This is a genomic window from Pantoea alhagi, assembly GCF_002101395.1.
GTDB classification, from domain to species: domain Bacteria; phylum Pseudomonadota; class Gammaproteobacteria; order Enterobacterales; family Enterobacteriaceae; genus Mixta; species Mixta alhagi.
This window is the reverse complement of the sequence record NZ_CP019706.1, coordinates 1,812,820-1,830,210: the sequence shown is the minus strand read 5'-3', so window position 1 is coordinate 1,830,210 and position 17,391 is coordinate 1,812,820. Positions and strand designations below refer to the sequence as shown.

The 17,391-nt window shown below is 54.2% G+C and carries 15 protein-coding genes, 4 tRNA genes and 1 pseudogene; 5 read left to right on the top strand and 15 right to left on the bottom strand.

Annotated elements, in window-relative coordinates; all coding sequences use genetic code 11:
* Positions 1–4 precede the first annotated feature (4 nt).
* The 3 genes and pseudogenes from B1H58_RS08585 to B1H58_RS08575 all read right to left on the bottom strand — a co-directional run.
* A pseudogene (locus tag B1H58_RS08585) lies at positions 5–415 on the bottom strand (hypothetical protein); the annotation flags it as partial.
* A 124-nt stretch (positions 416–539) separates the two neighbouring features.
* A complete protein-coding gene (locus B1H58_RS08580) occupies positions 540–968 on the bottom strand; it encodes a hypothetical protein (protein WP_085069457.1) in 429 nt (142 codons plus the stop codon).
* Complete coding sequence (locus B1H58_RS08575; protein WP_085069456.1) at positions 965–1,657, bottom strand: hypothetical protein; 693 nt, start codon at positions 1,655–1,657, stop codon at positions 965–967. Before B1H58_RS08575 ends, B1H58_RS08580 begins: the two co-directional genes overlap by 4 nt.
* Before the next feature lie 53 nt (positions 1,658–1,710).
* On the opposite strand from B1H58_RS08575, the gene B1H58_RS20590 reads away from it, so the two are divergent.
* The gene (locus B1H58_RS20590) at positions 1,711–1,857 is read left to right on the top strand and encodes a hypothetical protein (protein WP_157130158.1); all 147 of its coding nucleotides are present in this window, start codon (positions 1,711–1,713) and stop codon (positions 1,855–1,857) included.
* Here B1H58_RS20590 and B1H58_RS08570 read toward each other — a convergent pair.
* Positions 1,854–4,406, bottom strand: coding sequence for a class I adenylate cyclase (locus B1H58_RS08570; RefSeq protein ID WP_085069455.1), 2,553 nt, complete (start codon positions 4,404–4,406; stop codon positions 1,854–1,856). The two genes, B1H58_RS20590 and B1H58_RS08570, sit on opposite strands and share 4 nt — an antisense overlap.
* 290 nt (positions 4,407–4,696) lie before the next feature.
* Here B1H58_RS08570 and hemC point away from each other — a divergent pair, with 290 nt between their 5' ends.
* From hemC to hemY, 4 genes are read left to right on the top strand one after another with little or no spacing between them, the layout of a single operon-like run.
* On the top strand, positions 4,697–5,638 hold the full coding sequence (gene hemC / locus B1H58_RS08565; RefSeq protein WP_085069454.1) for a hydroxymethylbilane synthase: 942 nt from the start codon (positions 4,697–4,699) through the stop codon (positions 5,636–5,638).
* Positions 5,635–6,381 (top strand): uroporphyrinogen-III synthase, encoded by a 747-nt coding sequence (hemD, locus tag B1H58_RS08560; protein ID WP_085069453.1) that lies wholly within the window; start codon positions 5,635–5,637, stop codon positions 6,379–6,381. Before hemC ends, hemD begins: the two co-directional genes overlap by 4 nt.
* 17 nt (positions 6,382–6,398) lie before the next feature.
* Positions 6,399–7,541: a uroporphyrinogen-III C-methyltransferase gene (gene hemX, locus B1H58_RS08555; protein ID WP_085069452.1), complete on the top strand. Its 1,143-nt coding sequence runs from the start codon at positions 6,399–6,401 to the stop codon at positions 7,539–7,541.
* A gap of 2 nt (positions 7,542–7,543) precedes the next feature.
* A complete protein-coding gene (hemY, locus tag B1H58_RS08550) occupies positions 7,544–8,734 on the top strand; it encodes a protoheme IX biogenesis protein HemY (RefSeq protein ID WP_085069451.1) in 1,191 nt (396 codons plus the stop codon).
* 929 nt (positions 8,735–9,663) lie between these two features.
* Here hemY and B1H58_RS08540 read toward each other — a convergent pair.
* The 11 genes from B1H58_RS08540 to rfbA all read right to left on the bottom strand — a co-directional run bounded on the left by B1H58_RS08540 (position 9,664) and on the right by rfbA (position 17,388).
* Positions 9,664–9,740: transfer RNA gene (locus tag B1H58_RS08540), tRNA-Pro, on the bottom strand.
* Between the two features lie 31 nt (positions 9,741–9,771).
* Positions 9,772–9,858 (bottom strand) — tRNA-Leu (locus tag B1H58_RS08535).
* A gap of 16 nt (positions 9,859–9,874) precedes the next feature.
* Positions 9,875–9,950, bottom strand: a tRNA-His gene (locus B1H58_RS08530).
* A gap of 59 nt (positions 9,951–10,009) precedes the next feature.
* Positions 10,010–10,086, bottom strand: a tRNA-Arg gene (locus B1H58_RS08525).
* Positions 10,087–10,264: 178 nt separating this feature from the next.
* Positions 10,265–11,005 (bottom strand): lipopolysaccharide N-acetylmannosaminouronosyltransferase, encoded by a 741-nt coding sequence (wecG, locus tag B1H58_RS08520; protein WP_085069449.1) that lies wholly within the window; start codon positions 11,003–11,005, stop codon positions 10,265–10,267.
* 1 nt (position 11,006) lies between these two features.
* Positions 11,007–12,383, bottom strand: a complete 1,377-nt coding sequence (gene wzyE / locus B1H58_RS08515; protein WP_085069448.1) for an ECA oligosaccharide polymerase — start codon at positions 12,381–12,383, stop codon at positions 11,007–11,009.
* Positions 12,380–13,453, bottom strand: a complete 1,074-nt coding sequence (gene wecF / locus B1H58_RS08510; protein WP_085069447.1) for a TDP-N-acetylfucosamine:lipid II N-acetylfucosaminyltransferase — start codon at positions 13,451–13,453, stop codon at positions 12,380–12,382. Before wecF ends, wzyE begins: the two co-directional genes overlap by 4 nt.
* Positions 13,450–14,700, bottom strand: coding sequence for a lipid III flippase WzxE (wzxE, locus tag B1H58_RS08505; protein WP_085069445.1), 1,251 nt, complete (start codon positions 14,698–14,700; stop codon positions 13,450–13,452). Before wzxE ends, wecF begins: the two co-directional genes overlap by 4 nt.
* Position 14,701: 1 nt before the next feature.
* On the bottom strand, positions 14,702–15,832 hold the full coding sequence (gene rffA / locus B1H58_RS08500) for a dTDP-4-amino-4,6-dideoxygalactose transaminase (protein WP_085069444.1): 1,131 nt from the start codon (positions 15,830–15,832) through the stop codon (positions 14,702–14,704).
* Positions 15,833–15,836: 4 nt separating this feature from the next.
* On the bottom strand, positions 15,837–16,529 hold the full coding sequence (gene rffC, locus B1H58_RS08495) for a dTDP-4-amino-4,6-dideoxy-D-galactose acyltransferase (RefSeq protein ID WP_085069443.1): 693 nt from the start codon (positions 16,527–16,529) through the stop codon (positions 15,837–15,839).
* The gene (gene rfbA, locus B1H58_RS08490) at positions 16,507–17,388 is read right to left on the bottom strand and encodes a glucose-1-phosphate thymidylyltransferase RfbA (RefSeq protein ID WP_085069442.1); all 882 of its coding nucleotides are present in this window, start codon (positions 17,386–17,388) and stop codon (positions 16,507–16,509) included. Before rfbA ends, rffC begins: the two co-directional genes overlap by 23 nt.
* Positions 17,389–17,391: the final 3 nt, after the last annotated feature.

Genomic DNA, 17,391 nt, shown 5'->3' with positions numbered 1-17,391 from the left:
TTTATTAACTTACCCATCCCACAGTAACCTGCGCTCCGGCATCGATACGACGAACAATATCAGAATCAAACCGGGTAAACGGCCTAATCGACATCATAAAATTCGGTAGCCTGCCTTTATAAGGAATATGCGGAATACGTGTATCAGCGGGATCCGGAAACAGCAGCGGGTTAAATCCTCGGTTTTTAAAACTGCCCAGCGCGCCATAGTAATCCCAGCGCCTGAGCGCTGCCTCTTTGCTGACTATTTTTAGCCAGGGCCAGTAATTTTGCGACCGCACAGCTTTATAAAAGCCCAACAGATCGGAAACCAAATCTTCTGCGCTAAAGCCGCTGTCGGTGTACCAGCTAAAAAACGGCATTGACTGCCAGTTCTCGAACGCAATCGCCGTTTCCATCATCATCGCCAGCGTAATGCTGAACGTTAATCGACACGCCGTGCAGCTGCTATCGGAAGCCGTAGCGAGCCGGTTACTTTGCGCTAACTGCCTGGCTGAATTTAAGATGGTTCAAACGACAAAGCCCCAGCGGGGCTTTGTTCTATAGAGAATATTTGGTCAGAAAGATGATACTGCTCTCTGTATCGCGCCATATATAAATGTTGGGAGCGGTACGGCCATCCTTTTCCCAGCGTTGACCAAACTCATCGTCAGAGACATGCTGATATCCCAAAGCCGTCAGATACTTTTCTAATGCCGCCGTTTCCGTTGTGCCATTAAAGACAATACCGCTAATTTCAGGAGAAGGGCCGTCCATCCGGCGAAAGCGAAAGTAATAATCATCAGTTATACGCGGCGCATTTTTAATATCTTCATCGACGAAAAGGCGATAAAGCCTCCGCTCGCTCTGTTTGAAGCCGGGATTCCGCTCTGCCTTATTTATCAGGCTGGTATTGATGTAAAAAAAGTCGACAACGTTAATTACCAGCACCGCCAGCAGTAGCATCAGCGCCCACTTAAGCCATTTCATTTTTTCTTAACGTCCCATCCAACGGTGACCTGCGCTCCGGCATCAATGCGACGGACAATATCAGAATCAAACCGGGTAAATGGCCTAATCGACATCATAAAATTCGGTAGCCTGCCTTTATAAGGAATATGAGGAATGCGTGTATCAGTAGGATCCGGGAACAGCAGCGGGTTAAATCCTCGGTTTTTAAAACTGCCCAGCGCGCCATAGTAGTCCCAGCGCCTGAGCGCCGCCTCTTTGCTGACTATTTTCAGCCAGGGCCAGTAATTTTGCGGTCGTACAACTTTATAAAAGCCCAACAGATCTGAAACCAAATCCTCAGCGCTGAAGCCGCTGTCGGTGTACCAGCTAAAAAACGGCATCGACTGCCAGTTCTCGAACGCAATCGCCGTTTCCATCATCATCGCCAGCGTAATGCTGTGCCTTTCAGCAAGCGTTCGTCCTCGTTTGATATTCCAGCGCGAACAGCGGCCGGTGCTAAATGGCTGGTACGTCATTGTTTGCTGATACTCAACCAGATAGTAAGGCTGCCCGCTGGCCTCGCCCCTTTCCATTTGCCCAAGGCAATCCGTTATATCACCCCCACGTGCATGCCCTAAATCTATCCAGCCTAAAACTTCTGAATAAACCAGCCCAGTATCTTTTATCCCTGGTGCCTGGGGATCAATAATATCGTCACGTTTGCTCATAGCCATCCCTGCACAGTTAACAACAAGGTTTTGGCGAAAAAACAGCCCGCGCCATGAGCAAAATAAGGGTGAAACGCAGCCGCGCATTTAAGACCTGTCTCGAAAACGTGCCGGAAAAAGAGGATGACCAGAGATCAGGTTATCGCCTGGCGGGCGCCAGTAATCTGGGTAACTGGAACGGCGTGATGCTACTGGCTTAGTAAACCTGGAAGCGCTGCGGATAGTCGTTGCTGTCCGGCTGGTTAGCGCACAGCTGGGTGAGGGTCTGGCTACGGAAGGGAATGACCTGGGTGCGGTTATCTACGCTGACAAGTTGGTAAAACTGCGGCAGGTTGAAATTAACGAAGCTGGAGCCGTAGGTGAAGCGATCGTGCGAAGAGGAGTAGAAACGGCTGACGTCGCGCACCAACTCCTCTTTGCTGCCTTCGCAGTGGTGGTAAACCTCAATACGATTAGCCTCATCCAGAATATAAATATTGAAGCCGCTATCGTTATTGGTGTCCTCAAAAAAGAACTGAATGATACCTTCGCTGGCGTAGCCATTAACCACCGGCGGTAGCTGTACCTGCTCGGTCTCAACTTTAATCGACAGGCCGTGCAGCTTGTTGTTGGAGATCGCGCCGTAAAATTCCACCGCGTTTTCCAGCTTCTGTACCGAAACGCCCAGGCGTTCAAAAAAGAGTCCCCATGTCTGACCGGCGACGCGCAGAGCTTTAAAGCGGCCCGGATCCTGACGCGTGCTGGAGAGACGCAGCTCAATGCATTCGGAAACCAGTTGCTGGACACGCGTACGGATCAGCCCGCGCAGATGCTGACTATAGCAGAACACTTCAACCGCATCGGGCGGTGCTGCATCCTGATGCATCTTACCGAGAATGGTTTTCAACGCATCCAGCATCGCCTGCTCGCCGCTAAAGTGCAGCGTACGCACTTCATTCCACGAATTACGGTAAAGGAGGTCGATGCTGCCGATCAGGCATTGCTGCTGCTGGCCAAAGCTGAATACGTCCAGCTTACGGAAATCAAAATGCACTACCTGATTACGGAAGGCGGCGGTCGGGTCATATTCCAGATTAACGATCAACGCCAGATGACGAATTTCGCACGGACTGTAAAGCGCTTTCGCTGTAGGTGCCGGCAGCCGCAGCGGGAAATGGTGCGAAACATCCGCCACCAGCTCTTGCAACCGCGCCAGATCGCAGATTTCGTTGCCTTTAATATGCAGACGGGTTCTTTCCGTCAGTAAGCCGTTAAACCAGGCCCAGGCTACCAGCTTATTCAGGTAGCGGTTATACTCCAGCGGCTGATGGCTGATAATCGAACTCATATCCGGCGCCTGGTTATACAGATACCAGCCCGACCGGTTAGCACGCCCGGCCGGAACATGAATAAAGGTTAAATGCGTTTCGGACAGATCGGGTGAAATCTGCGGATTAACCAGCGTTACTTTGCCCGGCAGCGCTTCAAAAGCGGCATACAGCTTACGCGTCAGCACGCCAATATCCTGTGGGCTGGCGCTGACGCTTAAGTTGTTACGGCGCGCAAAACGAATCAGATTGCGATAGCTCTGCATCATCGCATCCAGCAGTTCATTATGCGCTTCACGCACGCGTTCGATTTTCCAGTCGGCCCGGCTGTCGAGCACTGTAAGACGCGCCTCGTCCCAACCCCATTCGCTGACCAGCTGCGCCAGAATCTCGCGCCGCCAGCCGGAGCGATGCGCGCTTTCATCCTGCGACAGTTTTTCACAGACTTTCAGGTAAAAGCAGCGCCGTACCAGATCGAGTCGGGCATGATCGTCGATGCTGGTCAGATAGTGCGTTACGCGCTCCAGCATCATGCAGTAGGGATCAAGACCGAACGACACGATTTCGCCGTCGTGCAGGCGCTGTTTGATATCCATAGCCAGCAGGCGAGTCTGGGGATACTCCCAGGAGTAAGCCTCCAGCAGCAGAGTTTTCAATACGGCTTTATAGGGTGAGTCGATGCTTTTATAGAGCTGCCACAAACTGGCGCCAAAATATTCTTCGGCAGAAAGCGTACTCAGCCCGCCCAGGTCGAGCCATTCATTTGGCGTCAGTACCCCTTGCGCATAAAGCGACATCACGTAGTCGTCGTAATGCTCTTCTTCTTCGCCCGGCACCATATTCCACAGGATGCGCTTGCCCGCCATACGCACGGCAGTACGGTAAAACTCATCCAGCAGTAATATATGCTGCGTTGAGCCGCAATCTTCGCCGCCCAGGCTACCGCTTTCATTATGGCGAAAGCGATTCTCGTCGATCAGAAAGAAGCTGACTTCAACGCCCATCGCCGCGCACCACTTCTGCAGCAGCTGACATTTTTTCTGCAGCGCCAGACGTTCTTCGCCATCCAGCCATGACTGATGGCAAACCCAAATATCCAGGTCAGAGGTGCTGTTCTGACCGACGGAAGAGGTACTGCCCATAGAATAGAGGCCGGTAATCGGCATCTCTCCTTTGGGCGGTATCGCAACAGGCTGGTTCGACTTGCGCTCAATTTCCCGCAGATAATGCAGTTGGCTTTCATCAGACGTGTAGAAGCTGATACCGTAGGGAACGTTACCTTCAAGGTAGCCCGGCATCAAAGGATGATGATGATGTAATAGGGTCGGCAGCAGACCGTATACCTGCTGGAAAGCAGGGCCCATTGCAGCCAGTGCGCGATCGACACGCAGTTGGTTGATGGCATCCAGTCTCTGTTTCAGTGTCTCAATGTAGAGGTACAAGACGTCTCGCCTGATTGTCCCAGTGCTTATAAATAACCCTGTTTCCGTGCTCCGCCGCTTCATTAAAAAATTTTTCGGGCAGATTACTGCTGGAAACGTGATCAATCTAACACCTGGCAGATTGACCGTAAAGAAAGTTGCGCTACCTAACAGTTTAGCACGCTTTATCCACCGATCGATCTGTCCTGTCCCTTTTACGCTTTCCTTTACTCGTCTAAAAATCGTGGAAACTGACAGCCTTCCTGTATCAATGATAGGATAATCAGTGAACGATCAAAACGGTATCAAGCATGTTAGATAAAATTTTAAGAATTGCCACCAGACAAAGTCCACTGGCGTTATGGCAGGCACAATATGTTCAGCAGCGCCTGATGGCCTGTCATCCGGGGCTGCAGGTGGAGCTGGTGCCGATGGTAACGCGCGGCGACATTATTCTCGACACGCCACTGGCAAAAGTGGGCGGCAAGGGGCTTTTCGTCAAAGAGCTCGAACTGGCGATGCTTGAAAACCGGGCCGATATCGCGGTGCACTCTATGAAAGATGTGCCGGTAGAATTTCCGCAAGGTTTGGGCCTGGTGACCATTTGTGAGCGCGAAGATCCGCTGGACGCCTTCGTCTCGAATCACTACGCCACGCTGGATGCGTTACCGCAGGGCGCTGTAGTCGGCACCTCCAGCCTGCGTCGTCAGTGTCAGTTGGCGGAGCTACGGCCCGATCTGACGATTCGCTCGCTGCGCGGCAACGTTGGTACGCGACTCTCAAAGCTGGACGCCGGAGAATATGACGCCATTATTCTGGCTGCCGCCGGTCTGAAACGCCTCGGCCTGCAGGATCGCATTCGTTATGCCATCCCCGCCGAAGTTTCTTTGCCTGCTGTGGGTCAGGGCGCCGTGGGGATTGAGTGTCGCCTGGACGATGAACAGACCATTATGCTGCTGGCGGCATTAAATGATGACGATACCGCGACGCGTGTAAAAGCGGAACGCGCTATGAATACGCGGCTGGAAGGCGGCTGTCAGGTTCCGATCGGTAGCTATGCCGTGCTTGAAGGCGATGATATTTGGCTACGCGGCCTGGTGGGCTCGCCAGATGGTACATCGATGATCCGTGGCGAACGTCGCGGCCCGCGCACTCAGGCGGAGCAGTTGGGTATCTCTCTGGCGGATGAACTGCTTCAGAACGGCGCACGAGAGATCCTGCGCGAGGTTTATCAGGGAAATCCTCCAGCATGAGCATTCTTGTCACCCGCCCTTCCCCCTCAGGCGATGAGCTGGTGACGCGCCTGTGTGCGCTGGGTCATACGGCCTGGAGCTTTCCATTAATTGAGTTTTCCCCTGGCCGTGAACTGGCGCAGCTGGCGCAGCAGCTTACCGCCCTGGCACCTGGCGATCTGGTTTTTGTCCTTTCTCAGCATGTTATGCATTACGCGCAGCCCTGTTTGCAGCAGACGGGTTTAACATGGCCCGCTGCGCTGGACTATTATGCTATAGGGCGCACTACCGCACTGGCGTTGCATCGTGCGTGCGGGCAGAACGTACTCTGGCCGCCAGAGCATGAAACCAGCGAAATGCTGTTGCAATTGCCCACGCTGCGGCGGCTGAAGGGTAAAAAAGCGTTGATCCTACGCGGCAACGGCGGTCGCGAACTGCTTGGCACCACGCTGGCACAGCGCGGAGCAGAGGTTCGCTTCCTGGAATGCTACCAGCGTTGTGAAAAGTTTTATCATGGCCCCAGCGAAGGAAAACGCTGGCGTGACCGCGGTATTGATACGCTGGTGGTCACCAGCGGCGAGATGCTGCAACAACTTCATCGGCTATTCCCTGCGATCGATCGTGAGGAATGGCTGCTGGGCTGTCGGCTACTGGTCGTCAGCGAACGTTTGGCTACCCTGGCCCAGGAACTTGGCTGGCGTAATATCAAGGTAGCTGATGGTGCTGATAACGACGCGCTGGTGCGCGCGTTACAAACAACTTGAAAATGGGATGTGCCACAATGACGGAACAAAAAGATTCCTCCGCCATGGTTGAAGAGACAACGCCTGCGGTAGAAACCACGACTCCGCCTGCAAAAAAACCGACGCGTAAATCATCAGGCCAAACCGGCACCGCGCTGGGTGCTCTGGCGATTGTAATTGCGTTGGCGATTGGGGCTGGGCTATGGGTCAATGGGCGTCATCAGGCGCAGCAACAGGCGCAGGTCAGCCAGACGTTAAGCGAACAGATCTCCGCGCTGACGCAGCAAAGCGAACGCGAAAAAGCGCAGCTGAAACAACAGCTGAGCACGCAGAGCAACGAACTGCATACCGCCCAGGCTCAACAGGCAGCCCTGAGCCAACAGCTGGATGAATTGAAAGAAAAAGTGGCCACCATTTCAGGTAACGATTCCCGAACCTGGCTGCTGGCGCAGGCCGATTATCTGGTAAAACTGGCCGGACGTAAGCTGTGGAGCGATCAGGATGTGACTACCGCAGCGGCGCTGTTGAAAAGCGCTGATGCCAGCCTTGCGGATATGAACGATCCCAGTCTGGTGCCGGTGCGTCGGGCTATTACCCAGGATATCAGCAACCTTTCGGCGGTGAGCCAGGTTGACTATGACGGCATTATTTTAAAACTGAATCAGCTCTCTAACGGCGTCGATAATCTGCGTCTGGCAGATAACGACAGCGATGATGCGCCCATGGATGCTGACAGTAATGAACTTAGCTCTTCGCTGCGTGAATGGCGCCAGAACCTGGTAAAAAGCTGGCACAACTTTATGGATGATTTTATTACCATCCGCCGCCGCGACAATACTGCGGAGCCGCTGTTAGCGCCGAATCAGGACGTTTATCTGCGTGAAAATATTCGCTCCCGCCTGCTTATTGCCGCCCAGGCAGTGCCGCGCCATCAGGATGAGATCTATCGGCAGTCGGTGGATACGGTATCGACCTGGGTACGCGCCTGGTTTGATACCAGCGATGCCAGCACCAAATCTTTCCTGGCGCAGCTTGATGATTTAAGCCAGCAGACGGTTTCAATGGAAATTCCGGAGTCGCTGGAAAGCCAGCCGTTGCTGGACAAGCTGATGCAAACGCGGGTGCGTAACCTGCTGGCGCAGCCCGCTGAACCGGCAGCACAGCCGCAGCAGGGAGAGTAACAATGCTAAAAGTTTTTATACTGTTTCTGCTGCTGATTGCCGGTGTGGTTATCGGTCCCATGATTGCAGGTCATCAGGGCTATGTGCTGATCCAGACCGACAACTGGAATATAGAAACCAGCGTAACCGGCCTGGCGATCATGCTCATTATCTCGCTACTGGTGATCCTGGCCGTGGAATGGTTGCTGCGTCGCCTGTTCCGTACCGGCGCTAAAACCCGCGGCTGGTTTATGGGGCGCAAACGTAATCGCGCCCGTCGCCAAACGCACGAAGCGCTGCTTAAGCTGGCGGAAGGCGACTATCGTCAGGTGGAAAAATTGCTTTCACGCAATGCCGATCATGCTGAACAGCCAGTGGTCAACTACCTGTTGGCGGCGGAGGCGGCACAGCAACGCGGCGATGAGATGCGGGCGAACCAGCATCTGGAAAGAGCTGCAGAGCTGGCGCATAACGATCCTATCCCGGTGGAAATTACCCGCGTTCGTCTTCAGCTGGCACGTAATGAAGATCATGCTGCCCGTCATGGCATCGATCGTCTGCTGGACGTGGCCCCGCGTCATCCCGAAGTGCTGCGCCTGGCGGAACAGGCTTATGTACGTACCGGCGGCTGGAGCGCGCTGATCGATATCCTGCCGACGATGGAAAAAACGCAGGTGGCAGATGACGAGCATATTAAAGCGCTGCGTCAGCAGGCCTGGCTGGGTTTGATGAACCAGGCGATGGCGGAACAGGGTAGCGAAGGTCTGAAGCGCTGGTGGCAGAGCCTGACCCGTAAAACGCGCCACGAAACGGCGCTGCAGGTGGCGATGGCGGATCATTTAATTGCCTGCGACGATCATGATACCGCTCAACAGATCGTGCTGGATGGTCTGAAGCGTCATTATGATGAGCGCCTGATCCTGCTGATGCCTCGACTGAAAACCGGCAATCCGGAACAGCTGGAAAAAGCGCTGCGCCAGCAGATTAAACAGCACGGCGCTACGCCGTTGCTCTATAGCACCCTGGGTCAGCTGTTAATGAAACATGGCGAATGGCAGCAGGCAAGTGAAGCGTTCAGAGAAGCCCTGAAACAGCGCCCGGATGGTTTTGATTACGCCTGGCTGGCCGATACGCTGGATAAGCTTCATCATCCGGAAGAGGCCGCCCAGATGCGTCGCGAAGGTCTGTTGCTGACGTTAAAAAATAACCGTTAATAGCAGCGTAAAAAAAGCCGGGATAAAACCCGGCTTTTTTATGTGTGCTGTAATCCGCGATAAAAATTCAGCAAAGCTGTTTTTCCTGAGGTGACGATTGCCTTCTTGTTGCCGGAACAGCATAAGCGATGCAGTACGCAGATAAAAAAACACCTGCCTAAAGCAGGCAGGTGTAAAGATCAGGTCGGTAAGACAACCGGATTGGTACCCGACTCAACGTAGTGCCCTTAAATCCAATAAGGCGAACGATATTGGCTGGCTGGACAACGGGTACCCTAATTTGGCTCTGCATCATTCCTGGTTTATGAAGCCGAAGCGAACATAAGAGGTGGAATGAGCATCTACGCAGATAGTATTGCACAAGCTATGCCAGTCTGCGCTTATCTTTTCCGTTATTGCCTATCTCTTTGAATCGACAAAAAATATTTTAACGCCCTGTTTTAAGCGTTATAGCGCTGTCATAAACAGGCGACAGCTTGCCAATAATCTGTCTCCATTTTGAGACAACCCACAACCCACAGAAAGAATTTATTTATAATCAATAGATTATATGTCTCCAGCCAGAGACATGCGTGTTAACAAACGCAACAGCGATGCGGCTTTAAGCCAGGCGGCAGATAAAACTTTGAGTAATGCTGCCTCTGTCCTGCCTTTTTGCCTTCAGCCGGTTCTCAGCCAACCCTCAACGAAGCCTGTTGACCGCCTGGTGCGAGCTGCGTAACGATTTTCGTCATTTTGATATAAACCGGCTCGGTTTTGTGCAGATGCTGGATGCACGCTATCCATACTCACGGCAACGGTTGCTGAAAACAGTAGCGTCAGGCGGGTTGTGATAAGGTCATTGGGGATAATAAATAAAGCAGAAGCAGAAGCAGAAGCAGAAGCAGAATATCAGATACAAAAAAACCTGCATAAGCAGGTTAATAAGATGGTCGGCGAGAGAGGATTCGAACCTCCGACCCACTGGTCCCAAACCAGTTGCGCTACCAAGCTGCGCTACTCGCCGACATAATGCTCTTATCTTACTTTCTTTTGCCTGGTGCGAAGAGAGGGACTTGAACCCTCACGTCCGTTAAGACACTAACACCTGAAGCTAGCGCGTCTACCAATTCCGCCACCTTCGCATGTTCCAGCAAAAGTTGGGGTGGCTAATGGGACTCGAACCCACGACAACTGGAATCACAATCCAGGGCTCTACCAACTGAGCTATAGCCACCATTACTTCTTACTACTAACGCGGTAAATGTTACCACCGCAGCTCTTGCGCCCGATTAATGGCGCGCCCGACAGGATTCGAACCTGAGACCTCTGCCTCCGGAGGGCAGCGCTCTATCCAGCTGAGCTACGGGCGCGTAGCGCCGTTGCGGATGGGGATACTACGGATTTGCACCCAAGCTGTCCAGTGCTTTTTTAAGAAAAAATCGCGTTTGATTACGCTTTGTGCATTCCGTCTAAACAAACGCCAGTTCAGGTCGGCAAACGAATAAAAATCCTTCATTTAGCCGTTTGTCGCCCTGAAATAGCCGATCTTTATAGCTGACCACGATAGTAATAACGCAGGAATTTTATCAGACGCAGCTGACGACGCAGACGGCTGGGCTGGCTTAACAAGCGATAAAGCCATTCCAGCCCCAAACGCTGCCAGATAACCGGCGCGCGCTTCACGTGTCCGGTAAAGACATCATAAGTGCCGCCTACGCCCATATAGAGCGCCTGCGGACAAACCTTTCGACATGCCTGCATCAGCAGTTCCTGCTTCGGTGACCCCATTGCCACCGTAACGATCTGCGCCCCGCTCTGTGCTACGCGTTTAAAAAGCGCGTCGCTGTCGTCTGCATTGAAATAGCCGTGCTGGGTGCCCACAATATTAACCCGCCACTGCTGGCGCAGCTTCGCTACCGTCTCTTCCATTACCTGCGGCTTGCCGCCGATCAGAAATACCGGAATGCCTTGCTGCCCGGCACGCGCCATCAGCGCTTCCCACAAATCGGCCCCGGCGATGCGCGTGACCTGCGCCTGCGGATACTTTCTGCGGATCGCGCGCACAATGCTAATGCCGTCCGGATATTTGATCTCCGCTGCATCAATCAGCTGATGCAGCGCCGGGTTTTCCTCATAGGCCAGCACCTTTTCCGCATTAATGGCGACCAGAGTGCCGCTACGTGCCTTGCCATCCGGGCAAAGATAGTCCAGGCATTCAGCCATACCGGAAAAAGCGTGCAGCCTGATGCCACGAATCTGGTACTGAGGCGCTTTCGGCGTGACATCCATTTTAATAATCCTCACATCTTTCCGGCGTCGCGGCGGGCGTTTCCGCCAATATGCCAGCGCGTCGACGCGGACGAATCAAACCAGCGCTGTCCAGCAGCCAGAAAAGTAACTTAGCTATCATCACGCAGGCGGCAAAAATCAGGCAGAAGAAAACCACGCGGCTGACGAAGGCGTCCAGCCCTTCACGTGCCAGCACAATCATGTTGAACACCGCACCAAAACAGAAGCTTTGCAAGATTGCTGAGGTATAGCGGTTAGCGTGTTGTTTGCCACGTTCATAAAGCCAGTCGAACCATTTAATAATCAGGCCCACCGCAACCGCCCCCACCGGAATAGCGGCTACGCCACCCATCACGATCAGCGATCCCAGCAAAGTGGGAGAGATCGCCAGGCCTGAGTGGTTGTTCAGCACTTCCCAGGTGAAGTAGTTCGCGCTGTTCAGCACCAGCGAAGGTCGGCCAGGCCACAGCCAGCCGGGAATATAGACATAGAAATCACGAACAATCGGCGCCAGTCCCTGAAAGTGAATGTTGTCGTAGTTTTGTAACAGCAGCGCCAGGTTTTCCCACGGCGAGAAAGTGTCACGCGTCAGATAAAGAAATGTGTACAGCGCCTCGGCGCCGCTGACGTCAAGGTTATAGCGCCGCAGCGCCAGCCAGAACATCCCTACAATACCGAACGCGCCGGCGGCCGCCAGCATCCACAACGTGATCCAGCCGCGAATAATGCCGATGAACAGAAACAGGGCAAACGCAATAATGATGTTAGCGCGCGTGCCGCCAACAATGGCATAGGTCAGCAGGCCAAAGGCAACGGTGCTGGCAAGGAAGAATAGCCAGGCGCGTCGTCCTGGTTTCAGGAAGTAAACCACCAGCATTGCCGGAATAAAGAAATAGAAGAAGCGCTTGAGCGCTACGCCGGACACTTCACTGGAAAATATCTCGCTGTAGGCATGCAGGCGAAACAGCAGAAAACCGTTACGCATAAAGAATATCGCCACGGTTACCAGCGCCAGCAGCGCCAGAATGCCCCAAATCAGATGCGCCTCTACCCGATTCACACTCAACAAGCTGCGTCCGCTATCAGTCCGTCGCGCTCGCAGACGCGTTTTGTAGCTGACATAATAAATGGCGTAAAAACTGCCAGCCGCCAGCAACGCCTGCAATAAGAACGTCGGCGGTACTACCGTGACATCAAACCGGAAGACCAGGAAACTGGTTAAGGGAAAGCCGAAATAGAAGGTCAGCAAAAACAGTAGCGAAAAAAAGACGTTAAAGTTAAAGCGTACCCGCCGGAATTCGCGCCACGTCAGGGTCAGAATAAAGCCCAGCGACACCAGCCAGATCAGCAACAGGCCACCAAACTGCGCGAGACTCATTGCAATCCTCCTTCTGCCAGCGTTAGCGCCTGCTGCCAGCCGGTAACAAAGGCTGGATCAAAGAAGGCGATGTCGTTTTTATCTATGCCAGAGAGCTGCTGACGAGCCTGAGCAACAATGTCCAGACTCAGCGCATCAGTATCAAACAATACGGGAAGCTGTTGCTCCACCATATCCTGCCAGAACGGGTTTTTCCGGTTCAGTACCACTGGCACGTTGGCCTGCATCAGCAGACAAAGCGTCCCGATACCCTGCTGACGCTCAAAAACAAAATAGCCCAGGTCGCAGTCAGCGATCAGCTGCAGATAGTCGTCAAACGCCATTTTATCGGTCAGCAGCGCAACCTGCCCGTGGGGAAAGAGATCGCGTGCAGCAGCGCTTACCTGATCGATATAAGCCTGATTATTGGGCGGATAACCGAGCGGCACTATCACCCTGACCTGTTCGCCAAACTGTTGCCGGATAGCCTGTAGCGCCGGAATATGGCGATTGCTGGGATCGCCGGAATTACCTAACAGCAGCGTAAAGGTTTTATCCTGACGCTGACGCGCTGGCATCGCCTGATGCATACGCGTAGGAAAATAGAGCAGCGAAGCTGGCACGCGCCGATGGCGCTGCTGATAATGGCTGATATCACCACGGGTAGCGAACAGGTGCGCGACTCGCCCCTGCGCCAGTCGACGCAGCGGATAAAACAGGCGGAACTTCAGGCTGCGTGACTCTTCATACAGATCTGACCCCCAGACATGCCAGTAAACCTGATTACGCCGCAGACCGCCGCTCAGTAATGCCAGCCACAGCCAGGGATTAAACTGCCCGTGCAGGAAGAAGCGGGTTTGCCGATCGCGTGCGCGTTGTAGCACCGCCTGCGCCAGCGCTTTTTTACTGGCAAAAATTTGCACCTGCAATGCCGGCCAGGCGGCGGCCAGCGTCATATCCTGGCTGACGACCATAAAGGTGCGCGGCGTGCGGCACGGCTGCGCTTCCCGCATGACATCATTAAAAAAACGCAGGATAGTCTGGTTATGATGCGGAATATCCGAACCCAGTACATGAATCAATGTCGTCATACTCTTCGGCGATAAATCAAAAAAGCGCATAAACAGAGCGCAAAATAGACAATATAGGTAGCCATATACGCCTGCGCGGCGCCGATGGCACCATAAGACGGTATTAACCAGCGCGAAAAAGCGGTCAGCAAAACAAACTGGCTAAGCTCGGCGGCAATATAAAAACGCAGCGAGGCTTTCGCAATCACCAAATAGCCGAAAACGTAGGCTCCGACCTTCAGTACATCGCCAATAAGCTGCCAGATAAAAAGGTCGCGCATGCCGGTGAACTGGCTGGAAAACAGCAGCCAGATCGCTACATCGCGCAGCAGCCAGACGCAAAAACCTACGGCAGCCACCGCCGGCAGCACAAAGCGCAGCGTGCGGAAAATCTCGCGTGAGATTTCCGCTTTTGTATTCAGGCGTGAAAGCGTCGGCAGTAGCCAAACGCTAAAGGTGGCGGTAATAAACTGCAGCCAGGCATCGGATATGGTGGTAACGCCCTGCCATAGCCCGACCTCTTCCCAGCTATAGCGCGCTGCCAGCAGGTTACGCATCATCATCCAGGCAATGGGAAGCGTAGCGGAGGTAATGAGCGCCATCAGCGTAAACTTAGCCAGCTGACGCGCCAGCTCACTCCGCCAGCGCGGGGCCAGCGCGCGCAACGGCAGGTGGTCGCGCTTTATCAGCAGCAGCAGCGCCGGAATGGCGATCAGCGCTGGCACCAGAGCCAGCCCGACCAGTGCGCCGCTATAACCGCCCAGCCAGTAACAGATGACATAACCGATTACGCCGATGAGGCTGCCCGCCATCAGCGACAGCGCATTGCCCATCGCATCGCGGAACCCTTTCATTATTGCCAGCGCCAGATTGGCCCAGGCGATACCCATCTGCAAAAATGCCACGATGCGAATCACCTGCTGATAGCGGTCGTGACCAAACAGCAGCTGGCTAATGGGCGCGGCAGCCAGCAGAAAAATCACCGCCAACAGCGTGGAAAAGCCCAGCACCATGGTGGAGGCTGTACCGGTAACGGCGGCCAGTTGCTGCGGCTGCTGTTGATACTGCGCGACATACTTAGTGACGCCATTAAAGATACCGGCACCCGCCAGCACACCCAGCACGGTGATCAGCTGGCGGAAGTTGCCTGCCTGCCCTACCCCTTCCGGCCCAAAGCTGACTGCCAGCAGCTTTACCACCAGCAAGCCGGCAGCAATTTTTACCAGCGTGGACGCTGCGGTCCACACCGAGGCTTTAGCTAATGACATATCAGGAGAAGAAGCTCAGCAGAGAGTTGATAACGGTACTTTGATTGTTATCTGACAGGTTATAGAACAGCGGCAGACGCAGCAGGCGTTCGCTTTCAACGGTGGTATAGCGATCCTCGCCCGCAAAGCGGCCAAACTGCTCACCGGCAGGCGAGCTATGCAGCGGAATGTAATGAAAGACCGCCAGGATCTCCGCCTCTTTTAGCCAGTTAATCAGCGCCGCCCGATCGTCCGCATCGCGCAGTTTAATGTAAAACATATGGGCATTGTGTTCGCAATCCGAGGGGATGCCCGGCAGTTCAATACGGCCCCGAGCCGCAACCGGCTTCAGAGCATCATGATAACGCTGCCAGAGATGCAATCTTTGCTGATTAATCCGCGTTGCCGCTTCCAGTTGCGCCCACAGATAGGCCGCCTGCAGATCGGACATAAGATAGCTGGAGCCGATATCGCGCCAGGTATATTTATCCACCTGCCCACGGAAAAACTGGCTCCGGTTAGTGCCTTTCTCACGAATGATTTCTGCCCGCTCCACCAGCGCGCTGTCATTGATCAGCGTGGCACCGCCCTCACCGCCTGCGGTGTAGTTTTTCGTTTCGTGAAAGCTGAAACAGCCGATGTGGCCGATGCTGCCCAGCGCCCGCCCTTTGTATGTAGACATGACGCCCTGCGCCGCGTCCTCGATAACATACAGTTGATACTTGCGCGCCAGCGCCATAATAGCGTCCATGTCACAGGCAACGCCCGCATAGTGAACCGGCACAATAGCCCGCGTTTTTTCAGTGATGGCCGCTTCGATACGGGTTTCATCAATATTTAGCGTATCAGGACGCACATCCACAAACACAATCTTCGCACCGCGCAGCACAAACGCATTGGCAGTAGAAACAAAGGTGTAGCTCGGCATAATCACTTCATCGCCGGGCTGAATATTGATCAGCAACGCGGCCATTTCCAGCGATGCGGTGCAGGAGGGCGTCAGCAAAACCTTTTTGCTGCCGAAACGCTGCTCCAGCCACTGCTGACAGCGACGCGTAAAGCCGCCGTCGCCGCACAGCTTGCCGCTACTCATGGCGGACTGCATATATTCAACTTCGGTTCCCACCACCGGTGGCGCATTAAATGGAATCATGACGTTACCTGTATAACCAGTAGGCGGTGCTCTCAAGAGTGGCACCACAACGAAGATAGAGCCGCATTGCGGCCAGATTGCTGAGCTGCGTCGCAACACGCAATTTGTTACGCCGCCGCGCCCGGCACCAGTCAAGCGCTGCCAGCATCAGTCGGGTGCCAACCCCCTGGCCCTGCGCTGTCGGCAGGGTTGCCAGCAGGCCGATACGCGCCTCATCAACGCCCAACTCGCGCAGCGAAACGAATCCCTGCAGCTTGCCCTGTTCATCATGCGCGATCAGACACTGGTTATCGAACGTGCCGCGCACTGCGTTTTCAATCCATTGCGCATAGAAGCGGGCGCTGTCGTGCGGCTGATACCAGGGCGCGCGAAAGCGGCTGTAAGCGAAAGCGGCGCCAGCGGCGGTACGCAATGCCGGAATATGTTCCGGTCGCGCGATACGTATACCGGATTGACGCTCTCCGACGGTGACGGCAAGCAGCAGATCCGCCTCTCCTTCCACCAGGCGGAACCCCAGCTGTTGTAGCGTATCCAGCTGTGTGGTCTGCTGGCTGTCGACTTTTGCCTGCACCACATCAAACACGTCGAGCTGCGCCAAATCGAGCGTGGCGGAGGCATCCCATGTCAGCTGAGCGCTGTTGCGTTGGAAAAAGGCGTTTTCCCAGTCGAGCGTTTTAATACTGGCGTGGACGCGCATGTAAGATATCCAGTAGATACTGACCGTAGCCGGTTTTTTGCAGCGCCTGAGCCGCACGGCGCAGGCCATCATCATCCAGCCAGCCGTTGCGCCAGGCGATCTCCTCCAGGCAGGCGATTTTAAAACCCTGCCTTTTTTCAACCGTTTGCACAAAGGTGCTGGCTTCAATCAGGCTGTCATGCGTACCGGTATCCAGCCAGGCAAAACCACGACCCAGCAGTTCAACGCTGAGTTCGCCCTGTTCCAGATAACGCTGGTTAATAGAGGTGATTTCCAGTTCGCCGCGTGACGAAGGCTTCACCTGACGTGCGAACTCCACGACCTGACTATCGTAAAAATAAAGGCCGGTAATCGCCCAGTTAGATCGGGGTTTAACAGGTTTTTCTTCCAGTGAAATCGCGCGGAAATCGTCGTCAAACTCCACCACGCCAAAGCGCTCAGGATCCATAACCTGATAGCCAAAAACTGTCGCGCCCTGAGTGCGCGCCGCCACTTTTTTCAGTTTGGGACTGAAGCCCTGACCGAACCAGATATTATCGCCCAGCGCCAGGCAGCTCGGCTCGCCGTTAAGAAACGTTTCGCCAATGATAAAAGCCTGCGCCAGGCCGTCCGGGCTGGGCTGGGTCGCATAGGCCAGCCGGATACCGAATTCGCTGCCGTCGCCCAACAGGCGCTGGAAGTGCGGCATATCATCCGGCGTGGTAATAATTAGAATTTCGCGGATGCCTGCCAGCATTAATACCGACAGGGGATAGTAGATCATCGGCTTGTCATAGATGGGCAGCAGCTGTTTCGAGATCCCTCGCGTGATAGGATGCAGCCGCGTACCGGATCCACCGGCCAGAATAATGCCTTTCATGGT

What these genes read in the sequence shown, in the direction of transcription:
- B1H58_RS08580 (WP_085069457.1), bottom strand. Translation starts at nt 968, where the DNA reads ATGAAATGGCTTAAGTGGGCGCTGATGCTACTGCTGGCGGTGCTGGTA.
- B1H58_RS08575 (WP_085069456.1), bottom strand. Translation starts at nt 1,657, where the DNA reads ATGAGCAAACGTGACGATATTATTGATCCCCAGGCACCAGGGATAAAA.
- B1H58_RS20590 (WP_157130158.1), top strand. Translation starts at nt 1,711, where the DNA reads ATGAGCAAAATAAGGGTGAAACGCAGCCGCGCATTTAAGACCTGTCTC.
- hemC (WP_085069454.1), top strand. Translation starts at nt 4,697, where the DNA reads ATGTTAGATAAAATTTTAAGAATTGCCACCAGACAAAGTCCACTGGCG.
- hemD (WP_085069453.1), top strand. Translation starts at nt 5,635, where the DNA reads ATGAGCATTCTTGTCACCCGCCCTTCCCCCTCAGGCGATGAGCTGGTG.
- hemX (WP_085069452.1), top strand. Translation starts at nt 6,399, where the DNA reads ATGACGGAACAAAAAGATTCCTCCGCCATGGTTGAAGAGACAACGCCT.
- hemY (WP_085069451.1), top strand. Translation starts at nt 7,544, where the DNA reads ATGCTAAAAGTTTTTATACTGTTTCTGCTGCTGATTGCCGGTGTGGTT.
- wecG (WP_085069449.1), bottom strand. Translation starts at nt 11,005, where the DNA reads ATGGATGTCACGCCGAAAGCGCCTCAGTACCAGATTCGTGGCATCAGG.
- wzyE (WP_085069448.1), bottom strand. Translation starts at nt 12,383, where the DNA reads ATGAGTCTCGCGCAGTTTGGTGGCCTGTTGCTGATCTGGCTGGTGTCG.
- wecF (WP_085069447.1), bottom strand. Translation starts at nt 13,453, where the DNA reads ATGACGACATTGATTCATGTACTGGGTTCGGATATTCCGCATCATAAC.
- wzxE (WP_085069445.1), bottom strand. Translation starts at nt 14,700, where the DNA reads ATGTCATTAGCTAAAGCCTCGGTGTGGACCGCAGCGTCCACGCTGGTA.
- rffA (WP_085069444.1), bottom strand. Translation starts at nt 15,832, where the DNA reads ATGATTCCATTTAATGCGCCACCGGTGGTGGGAACCGAAGTTGAATAT.
- rffC (WP_085069443.1), bottom strand. Translation starts at nt 16,529, where the DNA reads ATGCGCGTCCACGCCAGTATTAAAACGCTCGACTGGGAAAACGCCTTT.
- rfbA (WP_085069442.1), bottom strand. Translation starts at nt 17,388, where the DNA reads ATGAAAGGCATTATTCTGGCCGGTGGATCCGGTACGCGGCTGCATCCT.